General features: G+C 60.5%; 18 protein-coding genes and 1 pseudogene. 9 read left to right on the top strand and 10 right to left on the bottom strand.

Annotated features, from left to right (window positions below; all coding sequences use genetic code 11):
• Positions 1-1,978 (bottom strand): DNA helicase II (uvrD, locus tag ACRESD_RS02195; RefSeq protein ID WP_431749429.1); only part of this gene is annotated, 1,978 nt, incomplete at its 3' end.
• A gap of 279 nt (positions 1,979-2,257) precedes the next feature.
• Between uvrD and ACRESD_RS02190 the strand changes: the two genes are divergently transcribed.
• The 3 genes from ACRESD_RS02190 (at position 2,258) to ACRESD_RS02180 (ending at position 6,586) form a co-directional block, all read left to right on the top strand.
• Positions 2,258-5,131 carry an EAL domain-containing protein gene (locus ACRESD_RS02190; RefSeq protein ID WP_431749428.1) on the top strand — a complete coding sequence of 958 codons (2,874 nt, stop codon included), beginning with the start codon at positions 2,258-2,260 and terminating at the stop codon, positions 5,129-5,131.
• A 163-nt stretch (positions 5,132-5,294) separates the two neighbouring features.
• Complete coding sequence (gene hexR, locus ACRESD_RS02185; RefSeq protein ID WP_003177007.1) at positions 5,295-6,161, top strand: transcriptional regulator HexR; 867 nt, start codon at positions 5,295-5,297, stop codon at positions 6,159-6,161.
• Positions 6,162-6,388: 227 nt separating this feature from the next.
• A complete protein-coding gene (locus ACRESD_RS02180; RefSeq protein ID WP_087945270.1) occupies positions 6,389-6,586 on the top strand; it encodes a PA3496 family putative envelope integrity protein in 198 nt (65 codons plus the stop codon).
• On the opposite strand, the gene ACRESD_RS02175 is transcribed toward ACRESD_RS02180, so the two are convergent.
• Complete coding sequence (locus tag ACRESD_RS02175) at positions 6,516-7,490, bottom strand: LysR family transcriptional regulator (RefSeq protein WP_431749427.1); 975 nt, start codon at positions 7,488-7,490, stop codon at positions 6,516-6,518. The genes ACRESD_RS02180 and ACRESD_RS02175 overlap by 71 nt on opposite strands.
• Before the next feature lie 196 nt (positions 7,491-7,686).
• On the opposite strand from ACRESD_RS02175, the gene ACRESD_RS02170 reads away from it, so the two are divergent.
• Together ACRESD_RS02170 and oadA are read left to right on the top strand one after the other, a co-directional pair.
• Positions 7,687-9,102 (top strand): acetyl-CoA carboxylase biotin carboxylase subunit, encoded by a 1,416-nt coding sequence (locus ACRESD_RS02170; RefSeq protein WP_016971700.1) that lies wholly within the window; start codon positions 7,687-7,689, stop codon positions 9,100-9,102.
• Between the two features lie 11 nt (positions 9,103-9,113).
• Positions 9,114-10,922, top strand: a complete 1,809-nt coding sequence (gene oadA / locus ACRESD_RS02165) for a sodium-extruding oxaloacetate decarboxylase subunit alpha (protein ID WP_431749426.1) — start codon at positions 9,114-9,116, stop codon at positions 10,920-10,922.
• A gap of 67 nt (positions 10,923-10,989) precedes the next feature.
• On the opposite strand, the gene ACRESD_RS02160 is transcribed toward oadA, so the two are convergent.
• Entirely contained in the window at positions 10,990-12,282 is a 1,293-nt protein-coding gene (locus ACRESD_RS02160) for an autotransporter outer membrane beta-barrel domain-containing protein (protein ID WP_431749425.1), read from the bottom strand.
• Between the two features lie 256 nt (positions 12,283-12,538).
• Between ACRESD_RS02160 and ACRESD_RS02155 the strand changes: the two are divergent.
• Positions 12,539-13,863 (top strand): annotated as a pseudogene (locus tag ACRESD_RS02155) (type II toxin-antitoxin system HipA family toxin).
• Positions 13,860-14,135 carry a helix-turn-helix domain-containing protein gene (locus tag ACRESD_RS02150; protein ID WP_431749424.1) on the top strand — a complete coding sequence of 92 codons (276 nt, stop codon included), beginning with the start codon at positions 13,860-13,862 and terminating at the stop codon, positions 14,133-14,135. The pseudogene ACRESD_RS02155 and the gene ACRESD_RS02150 overlap by 4 nt, the downstream one beginning before the upstream one ends.
• A gap of 71 nt (positions 14,136-14,206) precedes the next feature.
• Here the strand turns inward: ACRESD_RS02150 and ACRESD_RS02145 are convergent, their stop codons facing one another.
• The 3 genes from ACRESD_RS02145 to ACRESD_RS02135 are packed head-to-tail and all read right to left on the bottom strand — an operon-like array spanning position 14,207 to position 15,970.
• Entirely contained in the window at positions 14,207-14,878 is a 672-nt protein-coding gene (locus ACRESD_RS02145; RefSeq protein WP_431749423.1) for a GNAT family N-acetyltransferase, read from the bottom strand.
• 10 nt (positions 14,879-14,888) lie between these two features.
• The gene (locus ACRESD_RS02140; RefSeq protein ID WP_431749422.1) at positions 14,889-15,335 is read right to left on the bottom strand and encodes an N-acetyltransferase family protein; all 447 of its coding nucleotides are present in this window, start codon (positions 15,333-15,335) and stop codon (positions 14,889-14,891) included.
• The gene (locus ACRESD_RS02135; protein ID WP_431749421.1) at positions 15,332-15,970 is read right to left on the bottom strand and encodes an FMN-binding negative transcriptional regulator; all 639 of its coding nucleotides are present in this window, start codon (positions 15,968-15,970) and stop codon (positions 15,332-15,334) included. The genes ACRESD_RS02140 and ACRESD_RS02135 overlap by 4 nt, the downstream gene beginning before the upstream one ends.
• Before the next feature lie 87 nt (positions 15,971-16,057).
• Here ACRESD_RS02135 and ACRESD_RS02130 point away from each other — a divergent pair, with 87 nt between their 5' ends.
• Entirely contained in the window at positions 16,058-17,602 is a 1,545-nt protein-coding gene (locus tag ACRESD_RS02130; RefSeq protein ID WP_431749420.1) for a PLP-dependent aminotransferase family protein, read from the top strand.
• Between the two features lie 86 nt (positions 17,603-17,688).
• Positions 17,689-19,944 (top strand): hypothetical protein, encoded by a 2,256-nt coding sequence (locus tag ACRESD_RS02125; RefSeq protein WP_431749419.1) that lies wholly within the window; start codon positions 17,689-17,691, stop codon positions 19,942-19,944.
• Here ACRESD_RS02125 and ACRESD_RS02120 read toward each other — a convergent pair.
• From ACRESD_RS02120 to ACRESD_RS02105, 4 genes are all read right to left on the bottom strand, one after another.
• Positions 19,928-21,019, bottom strand: a complete 1,092-nt coding sequence (locus ACRESD_RS02120) for a polyamine ABC transporter substrate-binding protein (RefSeq protein WP_431749418.1) — start codon at positions 21,017-21,019, stop codon at positions 19,928-19,930. The two genes, ACRESD_RS02125 and ACRESD_RS02120, sit on opposite strands and share 17 nt — an antisense overlap.
• Complete coding sequence (locus ACRESD_RS02115) at positions 21,016-22,056, bottom strand: histone deacetylase family protein (protein ID WP_431749417.1); 1,041 nt, start codon at positions 22,054-22,056, stop codon at positions 21,016-21,018. Before ACRESD_RS02115 ends, ACRESD_RS02120 begins: the two co-directional genes overlap by 4 nt.
• A 152-nt stretch (positions 22,057-22,208) precedes the next feature.
• On the bottom strand, positions 22,209-23,201 hold the full coding sequence (locus ACRESD_RS02110) for an AraC family transcriptional regulator (RefSeq protein ID WP_431749416.1): 993 nt from the start codon (positions 23,199-23,201) through the stop codon (positions 22,209-22,211).
• 50 nt (positions 23,202-23,251) lie between these two features.
• Complete coding sequence (locus tag ACRESD_RS02105; protein ID WP_431749415.1) at positions 23,252-24,229, bottom strand: asparaginase; 978 nt, start codon at positions 24,227-24,229, stop codon at positions 23,252-23,254.
• Between the last annotated feature and the right edge of the window lie 105 nt (positions 24,230-24,334).

Below are 24,334 nucleotides of genomic sequence, written 5' to 3'. Positions count from 1 at the left end.
GACCACCACCGAACGGGCGGCTGACGCTGTTGGACAGACGTACTTCCTGGATCAGCCCCTTCGGCACTTCACGTACGAAGCGCGACACCTTGTTGTAGGTCTCGCTGCCGTAGAGGCGCCGGGTTTCGGCGTAGGTCATCACCAGGTTCTGCATGGCGCGAGTGATGCCCACGTAAGCCAGGCGGCGTTCTTCCTCAAGGCGGCCTGGCTCTTCCAGGCTCATCTTGTGCGGGAATAGGCCTTCTTCCATGCCCACCAGGAACACATACGGGAACTCCAGGCCCTTGGCGCTGTGCAAGGTCATCAGCTGGATGCTGTCTTCATGCTCATCGGCCTGGGTATCACCGGCCTCGAGCGAGGCATGACCGAGGAAAGCCGCCAGTGGCGTCAGCTCTTCATCTTCCTCGGTGTTCTCGAACGCACGGGCGGCGCTGACCAGTTCCTCAAGGTTTTCTACTCGAGCCTGACCTTTTTCGCCTTTTTCCGCTTCGTGATAGGCAATCAGGCCGGATTGTTCGATCACGGTCTGGGTCATCAAGTGCAACGGCATTTCCGCGCACTTGGCGGCCAGGTTCTCTATCAGCTCGACAAACACGCCCAGCGCACCCGCAGCGCGCCCGGTCAGGCCTTTATTGGCGATCAGCAGGCGCATGGACTCCCACATCGACACATCGGCGTGACGCGCGTGGTCGCGGATCGCTTCAACGGTTTTTTCGCCGATGCCACGGGCCGGGATATTGATCACCCGTTCCAGCGCCGCATCGTTGCCCCGGCCTTCCAGCAGGCGCAGGTAAGCCATGGCGTTCTTGATTTCCGCCCGCTCGAAGAAGCGCTGGCCGCCATAGATGCGGTACGGGATACGTTCGCGCAGCAAGGCCTCTTCCAGCACCCGCGATTGGGCGTTGGAGCGGTACAGAATGGCGATGTCGCTGCGTGCCAGGCCGGTTTTCAGCGCGCTTTCGATGGTTTCCACCACGTAGCGTGCTTCATCGTGCTCGTTGAACGCGGCGTACAGGTTGATCGCCTCGCCTTCGCCACCGTCGGTCCACAGCTCTTTGCCCAGGCGCCCGGTGTTGTTGGCGATCAAGGCGTTGGCGGCCTTGAGGATGCCGGCGGTGGAGCGATAGTTCTGCTCAAGGCGGATGGTGACCGCGTCCGGGAAGTCTTCGGAGTACTGGTAGATGTTCTCGATTTTCGCGCCACGCCAGCCGTAGATCGACTGGTCGTCATCGCCTACCACCATCAGGCTGTCGCCACCTTTGGCCAGCAGGCGCAACCAGGCGTACTGCACGGCGTTGGTGTCCTGGAACTCGTCCACCAGGATGTGACGGAAGCGCTTCTGGTAATGGGCCAGCAAACCCGGGTTGTCGCGCCACAGGTCCAGGGCGCGCAGCAGCAGTTCGGAGAAGTCGATGACACCGGCGCGCACGCAGGCTGCCTCGTAGGCTTCATAAATACTGCGCATGGTGGCCAGGAACAAATCGCCGCTGGCCTGGATATGTTGCGGGCGCAGGCCTTCGTCTTTCTGGCCGTTGATGAACCATTGCGCCTGGCGTGCTGGCCAACGTTGTTCGTCGAGGCCCAGCTCGCGGATCACACGCTTGACCAGGCGTTGCTGGTCGTCGCTGTCGAGGATCTGGAAGGTCTGGGCCAGGCCCGCCTCCTGCCAGTGGGCCCGCAGCAGGCGGTGCGCCAGGCCGTGGAAGGTGCCCACCCACATGCCTGCGGGGCTGATGCCCATCAACTGCTCGATGCGGTGGCGCATTTCGGCAGCGGCCTTGTTGGTGAACGTCACCGACAGGATGGAATGCGGGGACGCGTTCTCGACCTGGATCAACCAGGCGATACGGTGCACCAGCACTCGGGTTTTACCGGAGCCAGCACCGGCCAGGACCAACTGACGGCCAACGGGGGCTGCTACGGCCTGGCGTTGGGCATCGTTGAGGGAGTTCAGCAAAAGAGAGAGATCATCGCGCATCGGCGCATTCTAGGGTGCTGGGGGGAGACGGGCAAATCCCAATGCCGGGTGGTCGACGCAAAGCGCCAAACGCTGTGACGGACGGGTCGACATTCTGCGAGCAATGATGACCGGTTGGTCATGGGCCACAGCCCGCGCAGCGTCTCGCTCGAGCTGTCTGGCCCCGATGTTTGCGCGCAAATGTCGTGTGGTTTTTATGACGTGGAGCAGTTTGGCCCACGCGTTTGCTTGTGTATGCTCCGTCGACGTTTCGGGCTCACCATTATAAGAACACTGCCTATGACTCTCCGCTCCGACCTGCTTGGCCCCTCGGCGGCGCCCGCGCAGGTCATCCGTAAATACTATGCAACCGAGATGGCGGTAGAACGCACTCGTCTGCTGTATCAGGGCTCGCTGTTACCCACCTTATTGATGCTGGTCAACGGCCTGGTCTGCGCCTGGCTGTTGTGGAACCCCAAGCAATACGTGTTGGACAGCATCTGGTTGATCTGGCTGCTGGCCCTGGTAGCCATGCGCGTGATCCAGGTGGCGGCCTTTGATTCGGCCATGCCCAGCCGCCAGGCCCAACCGGTCTGGCGGCGCATGTTCATGCTCGGTTCGGCGGTCAGCGGTTTGACCTTGAGCACCGCCGCCATCGCCCTGGTGCCGGCGGACAGCTTTATGCAACAGGCCTGGGTGTTCGGCCTGATCGGTGCTGCGACGTTGTCGGCCAGCGTGGCCTATGCCGTGAGCCTGCCGGCGTTCCTGTCGTTTGCCGTGCCGTGCCTGGTGCCGACCATCCTTTATCTGTTCTGGAGCGGCGCCCCGCAACAGCAAGGCTGGGGCGTGCTGGGTCTGATCCTGTTGGCATCCTTGAGCCTGGTTGCCTGGCAGGTCAACCACTTGATCCAACGTGGATTGCTGCGCCGTTTCCAGAACCAGGCCCTGATCGAGCACCTGCAACAGGCGCAGCAGCGCAGCGAACAGTTGAATCAGGAGTTGGTGCGCGAAGTCGAGCAGCGCCGCCAGGTTGAACAAGAATTGCGCGAAGCCCAGATCGGCCTGCAAGACCGCGTCACACAACGCAGCCAGGAGCTGGACGCTGCCAGCCTCGCCCTGAACAAAAGCGAAGCGCGCCTGGCCATGGCCCTGCAAGCCAGCGAACTGGGCCTGTGGGACTGGAATCTGCAAACCGACGAAGTCCACCACACCCAGCTCAAGGAGCTGTTTGGTCTAGAACCGGAGTACGTCACGGCGATGCTCAGCCATCTGAAGCCACGTCTGCACCCCGAGGACTTGCCGCTGCTCAAGCGCGCTTTGGTGGAACACCTGAAAGGTCGCAGCGAGGACTACCAAGTGGAATACCGTGTGCGCCATGGCGACGGCCATTGGGTGTGGATCGAAGACCGTGGCCGTGCGGTGGAGCGCACCGCCAACGGACGGGTCACGCGCATGCTTGGTACACGTCGTGATATCAGTGCTGACAAGGCCTTGGAAGAGCAGCAGCGCCTGGCCTCGACCGTATTCGAAGCTGCCAGCGAAGGCATCGTGATTCTCGACCCGGACTATGTGTTGATTGCGGTGAACCAGGCGTTCAGCCGCGTCACCGGCTTTGAAATCGACGACATGATTGGCCGTAATGTCGTGGAATTACCCAGCAGCCGCGATGCGCGACGCCACTTCCCGGTGATACGCCAGGCTCTGCTCAGCCACGGCACCTGGCAGGGCGAGTTGGTGGAGACCCGCAAGAACGGCGAGCTGTATCCACAGTGGCTGCAACTGAATGTCGTGCGCGATGTTCGTGGAAAAGTCAGTCATATCGTAGGGTTCTTCGCCGATTTGTCGGCGCGCCGCGAATCCGAGGAGCGTATGCGCTACCTCACCCATTACGACGAGTTGACCGGCCTGGCCAACCGCTCGCTGTTTCGCGAGCGCCTGCGCGAGGCCCATGCGCGAGTGCGCCAGGGCGGGCGTAGCCTGGCGCTGCTGCATATCAATCTGGACCGTTTCAAGCTGCTTAACGACAGCCTGGGCCACGAAGTCGCCGACCAATTGCTGCAAAAAATGGCGCGGCGGTTGATCAATGCTTTACCCGAGGCCGACACCATTGCGCGCCTGTCCGGTGATGAGTTCGCGGTGCTGTTCGATGCCTACGGCAACCTGTCGAGCCTGGCGCGGGTGGCGACTCGGTTGCTGGCCAAGTTGCGAGTACCGGTGACGGTGGAGGGGCATGAGCTGGTGGTCAGTGCGTCCATGGGCGTCAGCTTGCTGCCGGATAACGCGCGGGAAATTTCCGCGCTGGTCAGCCAATCGAATATGGCCATGCAGCACGCCAAGCACCTGGGCGGCAATAACTTCCAGTTCTATACCGACAGTCTGCAGGCAAGCACCCTGGAGCGCTTGCAGCTGGAAAATCACCTGCGCAAGGCTATCGACGAGCGCCAGCTCACGGTGTTCTATCAGCCCAAGCTGTGCCTGGCCACCGGTAAGCTGAATGCCGCCGAGGCGCTGATTCGCTGGGAGCATCCGCAGTGGGGCATGGTGCCGCCGGGCGATTTCATCGGCTTGGCCGAAGAGACCGGGCTGATCGTGCCGCTGGGCGAGTTCGTGTTGCGCCAGGCCTGTTGGCAGGCGTGTGAGTGGCAGCGTCAGGGGCTGGCGCCGATCCGGGTCTCGGTGAACCTGTCGGTTCATCAATTGCGCCAGGGCAAGCTGGTCAGCCTGGTGCGCCAGGTGCTCGAAGAAACCGGCCTTGATCCGCAATATCTGGAGCTGGAGCTGACCGAAAGCCAACTGCTCGACAGCGTCGAACACATCATTGCCACGTTCCAGCAGCTGCGCGACCTGGGTGTGAAGCTGGCCATCGATGACTTCGGTACCGGTTATTCCTCCCTCAGCTACCTCAAACGCATTCCGGTGGATTACGTGAAGATCGACCAGACCTTTATTCGCGGCCTTGGCCAAGGCCGTGAAGACGCCGCGATTACCCGCGCGATCATCGCCATGGCGCACGGGCTGGCCCTGAAAGTGGTGGCCGAGGGTGTGGAGGACCAGCAGCAACTCGATTTCCTGCGAGTGGAGCGTTGCGATGAAGTACAGGGCTACCTGATCAGTCAGCCTATGCAGGCCCAAGGGTTGGCAGAATTGTTACGGAAGAATGCGGATTTTCCTTAGCAACGACGAGGGCGCCTTTGTGGCTACCAAAGCGTCTGCCCTTTGATTCAGAGGGCAGCAGGGCGATTTAGTGATGCATCGGACGGGCAAAACGACAATTCTTGTAGTATAACTACAAGCTTGCTACATCCCTGGCGTCTGCCAATAACAAGAGTCCTGTCCTTTGAACCTGTTGCAACATATCGCCCAGTCGCGCCACCTGTTACGCAAATCGGAACTCAAGGTTGCCGATCATGTGCTGCTTGACCCTGCGGCCGTGATGCACAGTTCCATGGCCGACCTGGCCCACAGTGTGGGCATCAGTGAGCCGACCATCGTGCGCTTCTGCCGCGCCATCGGTTGCTCCGGGTTCCAGGACTTGAAACTCAAGCTGGCCCAGAGCCTGGCCGCGGGTGCGAGCTTCGGGCAGTTTGCGATCCACGAAGACGACTCCGTCGCCGACTACAGCCTGAAAATCTTCGACACCACCCTGCATACCTTGATGGAAGTGCGCGAGAAGCTCGACCCGGTGGAGCTGCAAAAGGCCGTGACTGCCATGTCCCAGGCCCAGCGTGTGGAGTTCTATGGCTTTGGTGCTTCCGGTGCGGTAGCTGCCGATGCCCAGCACAAGTTCTTCCGCCTGCTGCTCACGGCGGCGGCCTACAGCGACCCGCACATGCAGGCGATGTCGGCCGTGACGTTGAAGCCAACCGACGTGGCCATCTGCATTTCCCAGTCGGGCCGTTCCAAAGACCTGCTGATCACCGCCAACCTGGTGCGCGAAAGCGGCGCCTCGCTGATCACGCTGTGCCCGAGCCAGACGCCGTTGGCGGAACTGTCCACGGTCAACCTGGCGATCGATGTGCACGAAGACACTGAGATCTATACGCCGCTGACTTCGCGCATTGCGCATCTGGTGGTGATCGACGTGTTGGCGATGGGCGTGGCCATGGCGCGCGGGCCGAGCCTGGTCAACCACCTCAAGAGCGTGAAGCGCAGTTTGCGCAGCCTGCGACTGTCGCCCAAATCCGTCAAAGCGCTCGACGACTGATCTTCGGGCTTAACTCGGTCAAAATGTGGGAGGGGGCTTGCCCCCGATAGCAGTGGGTCAGTCAACTAATCTGGTGACTGATGTACCGCCATCGGGGGCAAGCCCCCTCCCACCTTTGGATCTGTGCCAGGGTCCGAATATTCATCGTCCTGTAATCCTCGCGCCGCCAAACCGTCATCCCCTGCGCCCATCCTGTACTCCCCCGTACTCGCATTGGGAGACTCCAAATGACCCGGCACTACGAAGACAGCAACAGCACCGTCAAGACCCGTCGTCAGCAGGAAGACCAGCGCCGCATGGCGTTCCGTCGCGCAATCGAAGACCGTTGCGAGGAGCGTCAATTGCTCCAGAGCATCAGTGACTACCCGGAACTCCACTGGCAGGCACCCGTGGCTGCCCAGCGAAACGCTCAGCCAGCGCGCTGATCTGTAGCCGTTCGCTGCGGATAAAACCCAGGAACGCATGGGCCACCGGTGACAGTCGCTTGGCCTTGGCTTGCACCAGGCACCAGCTGCGGTACAGCGGCAGTTCTTCCACCGGCAACTCCTTGAGCCCGCCGGTAGCCAGCTCCAGGTTGACGGCGTGGCGCGTCAGCAAGGCCACGCCCAATCCTGCGGTCACGCATTCACGTTGGGCTTCGGCTGAAGACACTTCCACCGTCTGGGTGAAGTGCACGCGCTTCTCCTTGAAGTACTCCTCGCAGGCCAATCGCGTGCCGGACCCGGGTTCGCGAATCAGCAGCGTGTAAGGTTCAAGGTCCTGCAGGCGCAGCGGGCCTTGCAGGCTCAAGGGATGGTCCAGAGGCGCCACGGCAACGATTGGGTTGTTGAGGAATGGCAGGAATTCCAGGCCCATGTCCTGGGGCACCATGGACATGATCACCAAGTCATCGCGGTTGTCTGAAAGCCTGCGGATCACCTGGCCGCGGTTGACCACCGTCAGGTGCAGTTGCACCTCGGGGTGCTGGCGCTTGAAGGCGGCAAACAGGTGCGGCACGAAGTATTTGGCGCTGGACTCAATCGCCAGTTTCAACTGACCTTGCAGCGAGCCTTGCATGTCCGACAGCTGCATATCGAGGTTTTCCAGGCGTCCGAAAATATCGCGGCTGGCCCGTTGCAACGCTTCGGCGGCTTCGGTCATGTAGAGCTTTTTGCCGACGTAATCGAACAGCGGTTGACCGATTAGCTCCTCCAGCTGGCGAATTTGTAGGCTGACGGCTGGTTGTGTGAGCGACATTTCCTCAGCGGCACGGCTATACGAGCGCAAATCGCACACTTCATTGAAGATCTGCAATTGACGCAATGTCATACGCATCAATGACTTACGCATTTTTTAAATCCTTTCGCCCGAGGCTGTCCGGCCAACTATAAGTCTTTGCTTATGCACGACCCAATAATTATTGATTTTTGTTAATCCCTTGAGCGGCTTAGTGTGTGTCTCGCGACTGGCTTGAAACATTTGGTCACGCGCCGACCCGGGTCTAGCGGGTCGAAGAACGCAGCAATCGGCTCAAGGGAATTTCCAAGTGATAAAAAAGATCCTGATCGCCAACCGTGGTGAAATTGCCGTACGAATCGTGCGTGCGTGCGCCGAGATGGGCATTCGCTCGGTCGCGGTCTTTTCCGACGCCGACCGTCATGCGTTGCACGTAAAACGTGCCGACGAAGCCCACAGCATTGGTGCCGAACCCCTGGCCGGCTACCTGAACCCGCGCAAGCTGGTGAACCTGGCTGTGGAAACCGGTTGTGATGCGCTGCACCCGGGTTACGGTTTTCTCTCGGAAAACGCCGAACTGGCAGACATCTGCGCCGAACGTGGAATCAAGTTCATCGGCCCGTCCGCCGAGGTCATCCGCCGCATGGGCGACAAGACCGAAGCGCGCCGCAGCATGATCAAGGCCGGTGTGCCGGTCACGCCGGGCACCGAAGGCAATGTGGCCGACATCCATGAAGCGCTCACCGAAGGCGACCGCATTGGTTACCCGGTGATGCTCAAGGCCACTTCCGGTGGCGGCGGCCGTGGTATCCGTCGTTGCAACAGCCGCGAAGAACTCGAACAAGCCTTCCCCCGCGTGATTTCCGAAGCCACCAAGGCGTTCGGTTCGGCGGAAGTGTTCCTGGAAAAGTGCATCGTCAATCCCAAGCACATCGAGGCGCAGATCCTCGGTGACAGCTTCGGCAACGTGGTGCATTTGTTCGAGCGCGATTGCTCGATCCAGCGCCGTAACCAGAAACTCATCGAAATCGCCCCCAGCCCTCAACTGACTCCGGAACAGCGTGCCTACATCGGCGACCTGTCAGTGCGTGCGGCAAAGGCGGTGGGCTACGAGAACGCCGGCACCGTGGAGTTCCTGCTCGCCGAGGGCGAGGTGTACTTCATGGAGATGAATACCCGGGTGCAGGTGGAGCACACCATCACCGAAGAAATCACCGGGATCGACATCGTCCGTGAGCAGATCCGCATCGCCTCGGGCCTGCCGCTGTCGGTGAAACAGGAAGACATCCAGCACCGTGGCTTTGCGTTGCAGTTCCGCATCAACGCCGAAGACCCGAAAAACAACTTCCTGCCCAGCTTCGGCAAGATCACCCGCTACTACGCGCCCGGCGGCCCCGGCGTGCGCACCGACACGGCGATCTACACCGGCTACACCATCCCGCCGTTCTACGACTCCATGTGCCTGAAACTGGTGGTGTGGGCGTTGACCTGGGAAGAAGCCATGGACCGCGGCCTGCGTGCCCTGGACGACATGCGCCTGCAAGGCGTGAAGACCACCGCCGCCTACTACCAGGAAATCCTGCGCAACCCGGAATTCCGCAGTGGCCAGTTCAATACCAGCTTCGTGGAAAGCCATCCTGAGCTGACCAACTACTCGATCAAGCGCAAACCCGAAGAGCTGGCCCTGGCCATCGCCGCCGCCATCGCCGCCCACGCAGGCCTGTGAGGAATATTCCAATGACTAAAAAGATCTTCGTAACCGACACCATCCTGCGCGACGCCCACCAATCGCTGCTGGCGACCCGCATGCGTACCGACGACATGCTGCCGATCTGCGACAAGCTCGACAAAGTCGGCTACTGGTCCCTGGAAGTCTGGGGCGGCGCGACGTTCGACGCCTGCGTACGCTTCCTGAAAGAAGACCCGTGGGAGCGCCTGCGCAAACTGCGCGCCGCGTTGCCCAACACTCGCCTGCAAATGCTGCTGCGCGGCCAGAACCTGCTGGGCTATCGCCACTACAGCGACGACGTGGTCAAAGCCTTCGTCGCCAAGGCTGCTGTGAACGGTATCGACGTGTTCCGTATCTTCGACGCGATGAACGACGTGCGTAACCTGCGCGTGGCCATCGAAGCGGTGAAAGCGGCGGGTAAACATGCCCAAGGCACCATCGCCTACACCACCAGCCCGGTGCACACCATCGACGCGTTTGTGGCCCAGGCCAAGCAAATGGAGTCCATGGGCTGCGACTCGGTCGCGATCAAGGACATGGCCGGCCTGCTCACTCCGTACGCCACCGGCGAACTGGTCAAGGCACTGAAAGCCGAGCAAAGCCTGCCGGTGTTCATCCATTCCCATGACACCGCTGGCCTGGCCGCGATGTGCCAACTCAAGGCCATCGAAAACGGTGCCGACCACATCGACACCGCGATCTCCAGCTTCGCCTGGGGCACCAGCCACCCAGGGACCGAGTCGATGGTCGCCGCCCTTAAAGGCAGCGAATTCGACACCGGCCTCGACTTGGAGCTGCTGCAAGAGATCGGCCTGTATTTCTACGCGGTGCGCAAGAAGTACCACCAGTTTGAAAGCGAATTCACCGCCGTCGATACCCGTGTACAGGTCAACCAGGTGCCAGGCGGGATGATTTCCAACCTGGCCAACCAGTTGAAAGAGCAGGGCGCCCTCAACCGCATGAGCGAAGTGCTGGCTGAAATCCCGCGCGTACGTGAAGACCTCGGCTTCCCGCCGCTGGTTACCCCGACCTCGCAGATCGTTGGTACCCAGGCGTTCTTCAACGTGCTGGCCGGCGAGCGTTACAAGACCATCACCAACGAAGTGAAGCTCTACCTGCAAGGCGGCTACGGCAAGGCGCCGGGTACCGTGAACGAGAAGCTGCGCCGTCAGGCCATCGGCAGCGAAGAAGTCATCGACCATCGCCCAGCCGACCTGCTCAAGCCGGAAATGACCAAGCTGCGCGGCGAAATCGGCGCGTTGGCCAAGTCCGAAGAAGACGTGCTGACCTACGCCATGTTCCCGGACATCGGGCGCAAGTTCCTCGAGGAACGCGACGCCGGCACCCTGACGCCGGAAGTGCTGTTGCCGATCCCTGAAGCGGGTGGCGTGGCCCGTGCCGGCGGTGAAGGTGTGCCGACCGAGTTCGTCATCGACGTGCACGGCGAGAGCTACCGCGTGGACATCACCGGTGTGGGTGTGAAGGCCGAAGGCAAGCGTCACTTCTACCTGTCCATCGACGGCATGCCGGAAGAAGTGGTGTTCGAACCGCTCAATGAGTTTGTCAGCGCCGGCGGCAGCAAGCGCAAGCACGCCACCGCGCCGGGCCATGTCAGCACCGCGATGCCGGGCAATATCGTCGATGTGTTGGTCAAGGAAGGCGATGTGGTCAAGGCCGGCCAGGCCGTGCTGATCACCGAAGCCATGAAGATGGAAACCGAAGTGCAGGCTGCGATTGCTGGCAAGGTAACCGCCGTTCATGTGGCCAAGGGCGATCGGGTCAACCCGGGCGAAATCCTGATTGAAATCGAAGGCTGATCCAGCCTTCGACATTACCGTTTAATCCTCGGGGGGGCAGGTGCTCCCCTTTTTTTTCGCCTGGGATTTAGAACGTCAGCCGCCATTGCCCCATCAGCCCATGGTTGCGGCTGTTTGAGCCGTTCTCACCGCTGTAGGCCAGGCTGACTGTGTGTTCCTGTGACAGTGCCAGATCCAGCCCAGCCTGCAGGTTGACACTGTTGCGGTCCAGGGAGGTGCCGCTGATGGTGAAGTCATCGACGAGGCCGGGTGCATGGCGAAAAGACTGGCGAACCTGGCTGTCGACGTCCCCATAGAGGTGTTTCCAATGGGTACTCACGTAGGGCGTGAGGCTCATCCGGTTATCGAAGCGGTATGCCGTGGCCATTCGTAAGCCGACGGTGCTGTTCAGGTTTTGCTGAGTTTGCGGGCCAACGTTCAGGGCCGTTAGGCCGCCACGCTCCTTGAAGCGGTCACGCTGATAGCGCTGGTAGCCGAGGCCGGCAAAAGGCTCGACGCTGAAGTCTGCGTTGCCCAGTTGGTAGCCCCACTCGGAAAACACACTCTGGCTTTGGGCGTCATAGCTGCCCTTGAGCGAATCCTTGTAATCCAGGAATTGAACATGGCGAGTGTTCTGCCCGGCATGGCTGCTGTAGATCGCCCCCAGACGCATGGCCAGCGGACCGTCCTGTCGCACGGCGTAACCGCCCAGGTGCCAGCTGTCGAGGTCGGCGGAGAAGCGTTGCGCATCCAGCTTGCTGTTGGTCTTTGCGCCCATCACACCGACCCGCCAGGCGTGATCCAGTGCCCAGTCGGCGCCCAGCAGCAGGCCTTCGGTGCTGTATTTCAAGCCGGCGCTGCCGCCTTGTTTGTCGAGGCGGCCGTCGTGGCCCAGGCCTTGAACCCAGAAGTGTCCTTCGTCGTCGGCGGGCAGTGTGCGCAGGGTCGAAAGCAATTGGTTGCCGAGGTGCTGCGTGGTGTTTTGCGTTGCGCCCGCCAGGTTGGCGTTCTGGCTGCCGGCCAATTGCTCAAGGCTTGCACCGATTCCGCCGGGTTGTTTCTCTAGCGCATCACCGAATTTTTCCAGGGCTTTGATTTGCTCGGCCGTCAGCTCCCCAGACTGCAACAAACGAATCAGCGCGGGCTCCAGCACTTTGGCCACTTGCAAGCCATTGTGCGAAGTGGCCTTGCGGGTGAGATAACCGTCGAGGGGTGTCGCTTTGGTTTCGGGCACGTAGACCCACGCGTCATCCAGTGCATCGTAGGGTTGATACCAGTACGGCGTGTATTCGATATCGCCCCGCGCCTGTGCGGTTTGAAGGCTGGCGGCGCTGAGAGCAAGGGCAATGACAAGGGCAACTCTGTGCGGTGTAAAAGGCATGAAATCCCAACCTCTGATGAATGAGGCCGGGAATTTAGCGAGATGGTGGGGTGATAACTGTCGGGTCATCGACCCCTGGTTTGCGGGAGTTGTCTCTAGTGTGGGGCGATTAAAAACTCATCTTCCTTTGGTCGATGCTTTTTGAGTCTGCATTTTATTGCGTTCATAGTGGGTCCGTGGGTTTCATATCTGCACTATATTGCAAATTCAGTTCACCTTTTCAGCTGGTGAATGCATTAAATTGCAGGTGAGAGCCATGGTCCGTCTGACACTACAAATCTACGCCGAAGGAAAATGGCAGGATGCCATGCTCCTGACATTCGATACGCCGCAACTGGGTTTCGAAAGTCGGTGCAGTTTTGGTTATGACCAGCGCTATCTGGTGAACACCTTGATGAACTGGCGACGCCCTTCGCCACCTCCGTGAGTACCATGTTCCCACTGCAATGGGAGGGTGGTAGAGCCCAGCATGCTCCCGCTTTTGTACATGACATCGCACCTGCGGGTGCCGCTAAACGCTTTCTGATGGCGCGTATTGGTAGGGATAAACCGGATGACATCAGTGCAGACCTTTTTCTGCTGATGCGCAGTACGCCTGCCCCCATTGGACATATGCGAATCAAAGAATCGGTTGAGGCTTTGGACAATCGCCCCCCCATGGGCTTTGAACGTCATGAGGTTATCCAGCGGGACAACCGTTTCCTGGAGTATGCCTATGAGCAAGGCGCAGCTATCGGCGGAGCCATGGGGGCGGGTGGGGAGGCGCCAAAGTTACTGCTGACAGAAAACCAGCACGGTTTGTTATTCCCGGATGCGGTGCTGGACGACGAGCAGGTCAAGCAGCATTGGTTTGTGAAGTTTGCACGCAACAAAGGCACACAGACGGATCAGGACATCCTGCGTAGCGAATTCCACTACTACAAAGCCTTGCAGACCTTGGGTATTGATACCGTGGCGAAGTCGGGGTTATCGCTGGAGGAAGCGAGCAAGCCCAGTGTGTGGGTGCACCGTTTTGATCGACGCGTCACTGCACAGGGGGTCGAACGGTATGCCGTGGAGTCAATCTACTCATTGGCGGGTGTCACGGTGCCCGGCAGCGCCATGGCGCATCGTGAGGTGGTGACGTTGTTGGTTGAATTGTGGCGAGAGGCTGGTCAATCCAATCAAGTACCGGTGTTGGTCTCTGAGTATCTCAAGCGCGATCTGTTGAACAAAATCCTCGGCAACTCGGACAACCATGGTCGCAATACCTCGATCATTCGCGAAGCGAACGCTCTGCGTCTTGCACCCATTTACGATTTGGCACCGATGGTAATGGACGACGAAGGCATCACACGCACGACCAAATGGCCCAGGGAGCTGGAACGGGCGGGCGACGTGGATTGGCAGGGTGTATGTCATTTGCTGGGTGATCTTGTCGACAGCGAGAAGCTGTTCGAAGACCTGAGGGCGGCGGCGCAACAGTTTTCAGCCCTGCCAGACATACTCAATGCCAGCGGCCTGCCTGCCGTGACAATGAACCATCCCGGCATTGCGTTGAAACAGCTGCCGCAGCGCCTGAAAGAATGGGGACTGAAATGAGTTTGACCGTTGAAGAAAGAACCCTGTTGCTCGAAAGCATTCAGGATGCCTTGGCAGAGGGCACACTGGAAATCGCCGAAGCGGTACGCCGCTTGCGCACCGAAGTCACCGGCCTGCATCAAAGCCAGTTTGCCAGGATGTGCAAAGTCTCCGTGCGCACCTTGGTGCATATCGAGCATGGCGAAGGTAATCAGACGCTGAAATCGCTGAATGCAGTGTTCCGGCCATTCGGATTGAAGATGGGGGTGGTGAAGGTGCGCAGAAGCCTCTAGGTAAAGGCGCTGGCACTGAGGACCCAATGTGGGAGGCCGGCTCCCACATTGATCAACGCAGTGTTGGCGATTCAGGCACGGCACTGCGCCAATGTTTTCACCTGCCCATCTCCGCGCTGGTTCTCTTGCGACAACCACTTCTCAAACCCCGCTCCAACCTTCGGCCACTCCGAATCGAGGATCGAGTACCACGCGGTATCGCGGTTCTTGCCCTTGACCACCATATGCTGGCGGAACACCCCTTCGAAACTGAAGCCCAACCGTTCTGCAGCATATTTGGAGCGGGCATTGCCGTTGTTGCACTTCCACTCCAATCGGCGATAGCCCTGTTCGAATGCATGCTTGGCCAGCAGGTACACCGCCTCGGTGCTTTTTGGCGAGCGCTGCATCGGTGCGCCGAAGGTGACGTGGCCGATCTCGATGCGGCCCTGGGCCGGGACGATGGACATCAGGCTGAGGATGCCTTGGACCTGGCCGGATACGCGGTCGATCACGCTGAAAAAGTAGGGGTCGCTATGGGCCGCGTGGTTGTTCAGCCAGTCATTGAACGCGCTGCGCTCTGGGAAAGGGCCGTACGGCAGGTAGTCCCACAGTTTCGGATCGGCGCCGGGGCCTTGGAGCGCTTGGAACAGGTCATCGCCATGGCGCACCGGGTCGAGTTTTTCCAAGCGGATAAACCGCCCTTCGAGCAGTTGGACGGTGGGCGCAGGAACGCCTTTCCAGTCGGCGGGGGAAATGGGCATGGTGCGCTCCTTAAAGGCCTTTGCGAAATTGAATGAAACCCGGACGTTCGGCGATGCGTTCGTACAACTGGATCGCTGTGGCGTTGGTTTCGTGGGTCAGCCAATGCACTTTGCAGCAACCATCGGCTTTGGCGGTGGTGTAAACGAATTCGATCAGCTTGCGGCCGACGCCGGTACCGCGTTGGGCCGGGTCCACCAGCAGGTCTTGCAGGTAGCAGGAGTTTTCGATGCTCCAGTTGGAACGGTGATAGATGAAGTTGACCATGCCCACCGCTTTACCGTCCTGCCAGGCCAGCGCCGAATGAGTGGGTTCGTTGGCGTCGATCAGGCGTTGCCAAGTGTTCTGGCTTACCGCGTCGGGCAGTTCGGTTTCGTAGAATTTCAAATACGCTTGCCACAGTGGCAGCCAGGCCGCGTGGTCGGCAGCGGTGACGTGGCGGATATCGATCGAACTCATTCTGAAACTCCTTGAGGAATAAAGCGGGCGAGGGTCTGGTCGCGCACGTCGGTACTGGCCGCCAAACCCTCGCGCACGCCGGCCATGTCGGCCAGGCTGCGGTTCTGGCTGAGTTTGCGTTTGCCGATCAGGCGCTCGATTGGCAGGGCGAAGCCGACGATGGCCTTGAGCATCCCGTCGATATAGTCGGCAGGGGCGTCGCTGACTTTCCAGGGCTGGGCGCGGTCGCCTTCATGGCGATCGGTCAACGCAGTGACCACCGCGAGCAAGCGCTCGGCATCGTTGAACACCTCGGCTTTGCCATAAGCGTGCACGGCGATGTAGTTCCAGGTGGGCACGACTTTGCCGTGCTCGGCCTTGGCCGGGTAGAACGCCGGGCTGATGTAGGCCTCGGCACCGGCAAAGATCACCAACGCTTCGCTGCCGTTCTGCAGGTCTTTCCACTGCGCATTGGCTTTGGCCAAGTGCCCGTAGAGCGTTCCGTTCGGACCTTCATCGGGGTTGAGCAACAGCGGTAAATGGCTGGCTAGCAAGCCTTGCTCGCCAAAGGTCACCAATTGCGCCAGTCGGGTGTGCTGGATCAGTTGCTGGATTTCAGGCAAGTCATCGAGGGCAAAGGCGCGAGGTGTGTACATGGAAATTTTCCTTGGCGAATGCCTGCATCCTAGGCAGGCTAATGGTTCGTTGTAAGAGCCATCTCTGGTCAATTTCATAGGTCCAATATGCCGCTGATCACGCCACCGCTGTCCTTCAACCCTGCGGGTATCGAGCTGGATCGCCGCCAAGGCTTGACCCGTCAATTGTATGAAGCCCTGCGCCTGCGGGTGCTGGACGGACGTCTGGTCAGCGGTACGCGCCTGCCGGCGACTCGCGATTTGGCGACGGCCTTGTCGATCTCCCGCAACAGCGTGGTACGTGCCTACGATCAACTGTATGCGGAGGGTTTTATCGAAGGCCGGGTCGGTGATGGCACTTATGTAGCCCAATTGCCCACGACAAAAAAACTATCCACAAAAGTATCCACAGGGTTTTCAACAGGCTTATCCCCAGCCTTATCCACAAAATGGGCACTTTTGCCGGAAGATCTGGACAGTGAAGTTATCCACAGTGCGAGTTTGGCGCGGATAAAAACCAACCATCTGCCTCAGCCTCCGTCGGGTCCGCCGCGTGCATTCCGTGTGGGCGTGCCGGCGTTCGATCTGTTTCCGTTCGAGGTCTGGGCCAAGCTGAATGGGGCGTTTTGGCGAAAGCCGGACCTGGAGCAACTCTGCTACGGCGACCCGGCCGGCGACGCTCGGCTGCGCGGTTTGATCGCCGCCTACCTGCGTAGCTCACGTGGGATGCAGTGCACGGCTGAACAAATAGTGATCACCAGTGGTGCACAACAGGCCATCAGCCTTTGTGCACAGCTGCTGGTGGAGCCCGGAGACGGTGTGGCTGTGGAAAACCCCGGCTATCGCGCTGCAGGACATGCATTCGCCCTGGCGGGAGGCCAATTGCACGGTGTACCGGTGGACGGTGAGGGTATTGATTGCCAGGTGCTCAACACCTTGCAGGATTGCCGTGTGGCCTATGTCACGCCCTCCCACCAATACCCGCTGGGCGTGGTGATGAGCCTGGCGCGCCGCCTGGAGCTGCTGGCCTGGGCTGATCGTACGGGTGGCTGGATTATTGAGGATGACTACGACGGCGAGTATCGCTACAGCGGCGCGCCGCTGTCGCCGTTGGCTGCGCTGGATCGCAGCGGGCGGGTGCTGTATGTCGGTACGTTCGGCAAGGTGGCGTTCCCTGCGCTGCGCCTGGGTTATCTGGTTCTGCCGCCGGGTTTGGTGGACGCATTTTCCCGGCGCCGTGCCGTGGACATGCGCCACTCCGAAGTCAGCACGCAGTCAGTGATGGCCGAGTTCATGGCGGCAGGGCACTTCCAGCGTCATATCCGGCGTATGCGCCGTGCAGCCTTGAGTCGCCGTAATGCTTTGCTGGCCGGTTGGCCCAGCGGTCTTGAGGGTGTGGGCGAGTTACCCAATGTTGCGGCGGGGCTGCACATGACGGTGCGCGTGGACAGTCTGGCCCGCGAGCAGGAGCTGCTGGCACAAGCGGATACAGCAGGGGTTGAAGTCAACGGGTTGAGCAACTATTGGCTGGCACAATCGGTCACCCCCGCAGACCAGCGCGCCGGTTTGGTGCTGGGCTTTGCCGCCGTGCCTGAGGCCGACATCGCCTCGGCGTTGGCGCGGTTGCGCCAGGCCTGGGCTGGCGTCAACTAAGTACCCACATACGCAAGAGCGGATCTCTACCTTGGGCTGGATTGCCGGCAGCAGCGTGCGGCCGGTGCTTATCAAGGTAATCCGTTATGCCTGACCTCTTTATGTTGCATCTCTGCCAGCTGTTTGCGCAGCGTCCGACGCTCCGGTCGCTGGGGATCACCCAAGCGCAGCTCGATCAGCAATATCAGGGCGTGCTCGATCACTATTCTGAGCAATTGATCCGGTTTTTCAGCAAGCCCAATACCCATAAAGGTAGTCGATGGGCGCATTTGGCCCAGATGCTTGCAGGGCGTCTGCACCTTGCTCGGCTGGCACTCGACGATACCCCCGTGCGTGCGATGGTTGGCGCCGTATTGAGCTACCCCGACAGTGGCCAGCGCGACAGCCAATTGGGTGAGCACTCGCCGCAGGTCTACCGCATGGCACGACACGATTGCCTGGGGCTGGCGATCCGTCTGACGGGCGTCCCCCTTGTGGTATTCACTCTTGCACGAGGTTTTGAAACACTCGATGACGCCACCACCTCGTTGGCTGACGCTGAGTACCTGGAGCACGACGTATTCGAGGAGTGGGCTTTGGGTGCTTTGGACGCAGTGTTGCAGCGTGTCGCGCAGATCGACCCGACCCGGTTTTCTCGCCTCGACGCCCTGGAGCTGCAACTGACACTGGTTTCGCGTCCGTCGGACTTTATTGAGTATCAGGCCAATCAAGATCCTCTACGTCATGAGTTGGGGCAGCAGTTGCCGGTCTGGCTCAAGAGCGCAGTGTCCGAGGGATGCGTGGCATACAGCCGTTGGCTGGAGGCGTTGGCGCTGTTTCATGAAACGTCCGAGAGCAGGACGGCTCAAGAACAATTCGAGCGCCAACTGGCCCTGCACCTGCGTCGCCTGACCTTGGAGTGCTGGCTTAAAGGTGAGTCCAACGTCACATCCGAAGGCTATCGCGTTATGCGTGCGGCGCTGAAAACCCAAGCGTCGGATCGTCGCCTGCATGGCGTGGCTGTCGCGTTTCGACCATTGCTGGATGGCAGCGGGTATCTGGTCGGCCCATCAAGGGGGTCGCAGGGAGCTTGGTTACTGGTGCGGCCGGGTACAGCGCAGGTGATAGAACAGGTGGGCACCCAGCAGGAGGTAGGCGCACCGTTGAGTGATCCGCTCGCGGCGCTTTACCACGCAGGCAGAGAGCGTTGGCTACCGCTATTCGAAGAACCGTTAGAGACTTTGGCACGTCTGAAGCAAGTCGGTGGCAATCTGCAAGGAGAGTGCACGTCGGTGCCTACTATGCGATGTAACGTCAGCCTGCTGCGTAACCTGGCGTTGTTGCTGGTTTGCCCCGGCGCCGTGCAGCCTGCTGGGCCTGTGGTTAACGTTGCGCGGCTCAAACGCCTGGACGGTGCATGGGCCGGTGCCCACGAGGATTTGTCGGTGGCGCAAAACCAGCGGATGGAAGCACTTCGGTTACCGTCACCCAAGACCTTGGGCAGCTTGATCACCGACGGCGTGCATAAAGGGCTGCAGTGGTTGGGCGGCGTACTGGTCTACAACAAGGACGAAAACCACTACAACGTCCTTTCCAACAACCAGATTTACTTCAACGTGCCCGTCGTCGAACACCAGCTGGTGGACCAACCCGAGCAACCGACCCTCTACGGTCCGCACATTGCTCCCGATGCCAATAGCCATTGGCAGCCTCAGCGCGCACCCAGGCTGCGGCGCGACCTTGATCGCCAGAGTCCGATGCAGGTGAGTGCCAGCGTGTCTGAGCTGCTGCGCGCTGCCACCCGGTGGTCACAGGTGCCAGGCACATTGCCGGTGGAGGTGGAGGAGGGGCTTGAGCGCAGTGCTCGCTCTTTCGATGATGCCGCGCGCACTCTCCAGCGAACCGGTGACAACGCCGCACAGGTGCGTCAGCTAAGCGACGGGGCCCGAGAGCTGCGTGCCTATGGCCGCAGATTGCGCATCGACATGGTCCGGCACACTCTTAGGCCGACCGTGGGGGATGTGGAATACCTGCTGCGGCAACAGGTGATTCACATCTGCCGGGTCGATGGCCGTATGGCAGAAACCATCGACGGCCAGGTGGACTACTTGCAGGAATACGAAGTCCAGGACCTCACTGACGGTAACAAGCCGCTATGGTACGCACACTTTCACTACGCGACGCTCCAGACGGCCGATGATCACCCCACCAAAGCGCATTTGAAGACTGCGGCCCAACGCAAGCTGGGCCGTCTCTTCGAGCAGAGTGAGCGCATGGCCGGGCGTAACACCCAGGTCTATCGCGGGCCGATCACCAATGCGGCTGGGCGGCAGCTATTTCTCGGGGTCAGGTGCCTGACTTGATCTTGGTCCAGGCCCGCGTCCTGGCCCGTTCCGCATCACGCCCCAGGGGTTTCAAGGTGTACAGCGTGGCCATTGCCGCCTCGGTCGGGTACAGGTTGGGGTTGTTGCGAATCGCCGGGTCGACCAGCCCGGTCGCGTCCTTGTTCGGGTTCGGGTAGCCGACAAAATCACTGATCGGCGCGATCACCTGAGGTTGCAGCAGGTAGTTGATAAAGGTGTAGGCGTCCTGTGGGTTCTGCGCGCCTTTGGGAATGGCGAGCATGTCGAACCAGATCGGTGCGCCTTCTTTAGGCAGGCGCATGTCCACGGTCACACCGTTCTTGGCTTCCTTGGCGCGGTTGGCGGCTTGGGAAAAGCTGCCCGAATAACCCACGGCCACGCAGATGTCGCCATTGGCGATATCGGCCATGTATTTGGACGAATGGAAGTAGGTAATGTACGGGCGGACTTTCATCAGCAGCGCTTCAGCCTTGACGTAGTCCTTGGGGTTGCTGCTGTTGGGGTCCAGGCCCAGGTGCTGCAGGGCCAGCGGCAGGATTTCCGAAGGTGAGTCGAGGAGGGCCACGCCGCACTGCTTGAGCTTGCTGATGTTCTCCTCCTTGAAGATCAGGTCCCAGCTGTCCACCGGCGCGTCAGGGCCCAGTACGGCCTTGACCTTGTCCGGGTTGAAGCCGATGAGGATGGTGCCGTACATGTAGGGCACGGCGAACTTGTTGCCCGGGTCATTGGCCTCGATCAGCTTCATCAGCTTAGGGTCGAGGTGGTTCCAGTTGGGCAATTGGCTGCGGTCCAGGGGCTGGAACACACCGGCTTCGATCTGCTTGGCGAGGAACACGTTGGAGGGCACCACCACGTCATAGCCGGAGTTGCCGGTCAGCAGCTTGGCCTCCAGTGCTTCGTTGGTGTCGAAGATGTCGTAGACCAGCTTGATCTTGGGGTTCTGGGCCTTGAAGTCTTCAAGCGCCTTGGGGGTGATGTAGTCGAACCAGTTGTAGACCTTCAGAGTTTTCTCTTCGGCCTGGACCGCGCCGCTCAGTACCGCCGCACACAGGGCAAGGGAGGTGAGCATCTTCATCGGGTAGCTCCTTCTTGTTCGAAACCTTCGAGAACGTTGACGGCGTTGATGCCGATTTCTTCGACGGCGTAGCCGCCTTCCATCACGAAGAGAGTGGGCTTGCCCAGGCGGGCGATGCGTCGGCCCATGGCTAGGTAATCCGGGCTGTCGAGCTTGAATTGCGAGATGGGGTCGTCCTTGAAGGTGTCCACGCCCAGGGAAACCACAATGATGTCGGCGCCGTAGCGTTCGATCTCCCGACAGGCTTCTTCGAGGGCTGCGCTCCATTGGTCCCAACCGGAGCCGGCCGGCAGTGGGTAGTTGAAGTTGAAGCCTTCCCCGGCGCCTTCGCCCAACTCATCGGCGTAGCCCAGGAAGAACGGGAATTCCGCTTCCGGATGGCCATGAATCGAGGTGAACAGCACGTCGTTGCGCGCGTAGAAAATCGACTGTGTGCCGTTGCCGTGGTGGTAATCCACGTCGAGGATCGCGACCCTTTTGTGGCCTTGGTCGAGGAAGGCCTGGGCGGCAATTGCGGCGTTGTTGAGGTAGCAATAACCGCCCATCAAGTCGCTGGCGGCGTGATGCCCCGGTGGTCGACATAAGGCGAATGCACTGTGGGCGCCTTGCTGGATCGCCTGTTGCGCAGTCAACGCCACTTGTGCCGCGCTGTAGGCCGCTTGCCAGGTGCCGGCGGTAATTGGCGCGCCACCGTCAAAGCTGTAATAACCCAGCTGGCCATGCAAGCTGGTGGGCAATACGCGGCGCAGGGTGCGGGCGGGCCAGGTGTAGGGCAGAAGATCGCCGTCTGTACCAAATTCGGTCCAGCGGGCCCAGGCACCTTTGAAGAAATCGAGGTAGTCGCGGCTGTGGATGCGCTGTAACGGTACCAGGCCAAAGTCTTGCGGCGGCTGCACCGGGCCCAACTCGCGATCCTTGACCCGTTGCAATACATGGTCGGCGCGGGAAGGCATTTCGAAGCAGGGCATCAGTTGCCCGTCCATCAATTCGCAACGGCCGTGGTGCAAGTGGTGATCGTCCGAGTAGATCGTCAGCATTATTGTTCTCCGCAGGCTGTATCGGTGGATGCAGTCTTGCGGCAGGCAGGTTTTAAGAGAACGGCAAGAGCGGCCAAAAGGGGATAAATACGGCCAAATTGTTTGTCCGTAATTCGCCCCGATACCGAGCGGCTGCGCACCAGCACGAGGCGTCAGGGGCGAAACTGACTCGGCGCCACGCCGCTCCAACGCACAAAGGCGTGACGAAAACTGGCGGTTTCGCTGAAGCCCAAATGCTCGGCTATCTGGTAGATCGGCAGTTCATCCTGCCCCAGCAACTGCTTGGCGCGCTCGAAGCGTAGTTCGTCGAGCAGCTCCTGATAGCTGCAACCCAGGTCATGCAGGTGTCGGCGCAATGTGCGCGCGGAACAGTTCATCTGCTCGGCCAGGCCATCGATGCCGGGGGCTGCGTGGAGTTGGGCGGCGAGTAACTGGCGGATGCGCCCCAGCCAGGCCTGGCGCCCGGTGAACTCCAGGTTCTGCTTGCGGCAGCGTTCGGCCACCGTCTGGTGGGTAACTGCGTCGGCCAATGGCAATGGCTGGTCGAGCCAGCGCTTATCAAACGCGAAGGCGTTGCTGCTGGCTTCAAAGTGCAGCGAGCAGTTGAAGCACTCGTTGTAGCGTGCGTGATAGTCCGGCGCGCTGTGTTCAAAGCGTGCGTCGAGCAGTGGCAGTGGTTGGCCCAGCAGGTCGTCGCAGATGATCTTCATCGAGACCAGGCAAAATTCGACGTTGAACATTTCCAGCGCGGAATCTTCCCGGTAATCAGCTGCGGTGAGCCAGATACGCTCACCGTCTGCTTCCAGGCTGAGTTCGAAAAGTGTTCCCAACAGCGCCGGATAATGCAGGGCCAAGCGTAAAGCGTCACCTAAGGTGGCACAGGTGAGCAGGGCATAACCGAGCATGCCGTAGGACGACACATGCATCCGCTGGCCCAATTCCAGGCCGATATCCCGTCGGCGCGCCACGGCATTGGCACACACGCGCATTTCTTGATTGGTGGTGATGCAGGTGTCGGCACGGCTCAAGTCTGCGGCACAAATGCCGCTACCCACCAACAAGTCTTCAGCAGCCAAGCCTTCGGCCCTGAAGGCGCTGAGCACCAGTGAGACCGCGTTGAGGGTGGTGAGGTGGGAGTGCAGCATGGGATCTTCCAGCCAGGGGATGGCTGGAAGAGGAGCAAGTTACATGCCGCTCAGCGCAGTTCGCCGCACAGGTCCAATTCCACCAGGCGGCGGATTTCCTCGGTGTCGAGCCCGGCGCCGATCAGCGCGTTGAGCTTGCCGAACGCCGCTTCGCGGGTCATGCCACCGCCGGACAATACGCCCACGCCGCGCAAACGACTGCCGGCTTCGTAGACATCCAGCTCCACGCCGCCTTCATGGCATTGGGTGATTGCCACCACGACAATCCCTTTTTCCTGCGCGTGCTGCAGGCTGGCGAGAAACTCCGGGTTGTCGCTGGGGCCGGTGCCGCTGCCGAAGCATTCGAGGATCAGTGCCTGGATACCGCTGGCAATGATTGCGTTCAACTGCGCCGCGCCGATGCCCGGCACCAGCGGCAGTACGCCGACAGTGGCCAGGGCTTTGGGCTGGCGATAGTCCAGGGCTTGAGGGATGGCGTCGGCACGGGCCACGCCGCCCTGGCGATTCAACGCCGCGAAAGGGTTGCGCCCAAAGCTGCGGACTTTCGCGCAGCGGGTCGGTGCGATCATCGCGCCGTGGAAGTGCAGGTGCACACCCGGCGCCAAACCGGCGCCCAATGCCTGCAATGCGCCACTGACGTTTTCCCAGGCATCACTGTCCGGCACGCCAGCCGGCAACATCGAACCGGTAAACACCACCGGCGCTGGCAAACCCAGTAATTGGAAGCTCATGGCCGCCGCGCTGTAGGCCAGGGTGTCGGTACCGTGTAGGACCAGCACGCCATCGCAGCCTTGGTCCACGGCGTCGATCACCGCCGTGCGTAGGCGCTGCCAGTAGGCGGGGGTCATGTTGGCGCTGTCGATCAGCGGGGCCATTTCCTGGAAGCGCCAGGCGGGCAATGGCTGGTTGGCTAGCTGTTCGCGCATGCGGGCTTCGAAGCCGGATGCAGGGGCCAGGCCATTGGCGCTGGCCTGCATGCCGATGGTGCCACCGGTGTAGAGCACCATGACGTTATGAGATGGGGACATCGAGTTTTCTCCTGAACGAAAAACGCCGCCGGGCCCAGAGCATGCCCAAGGCCGGGCGGCGTGTCATCTATCTACGCTCAGCGTTGCGCTTGAGCGTTCAGTTCA

It is taken from the genome of Pseudomonas sp., assembly GCF_050739995.1.
Taxonomy (GTDB): domain Bacteria; phylum Pseudomonadota; class Gammaproteobacteria; order Pseudomonadales; family Pseudomonadaceae; genus Aquipseudomonas.
This window is presented reverse-complemented; position numbering and strand designations above follow the sequence as displayed.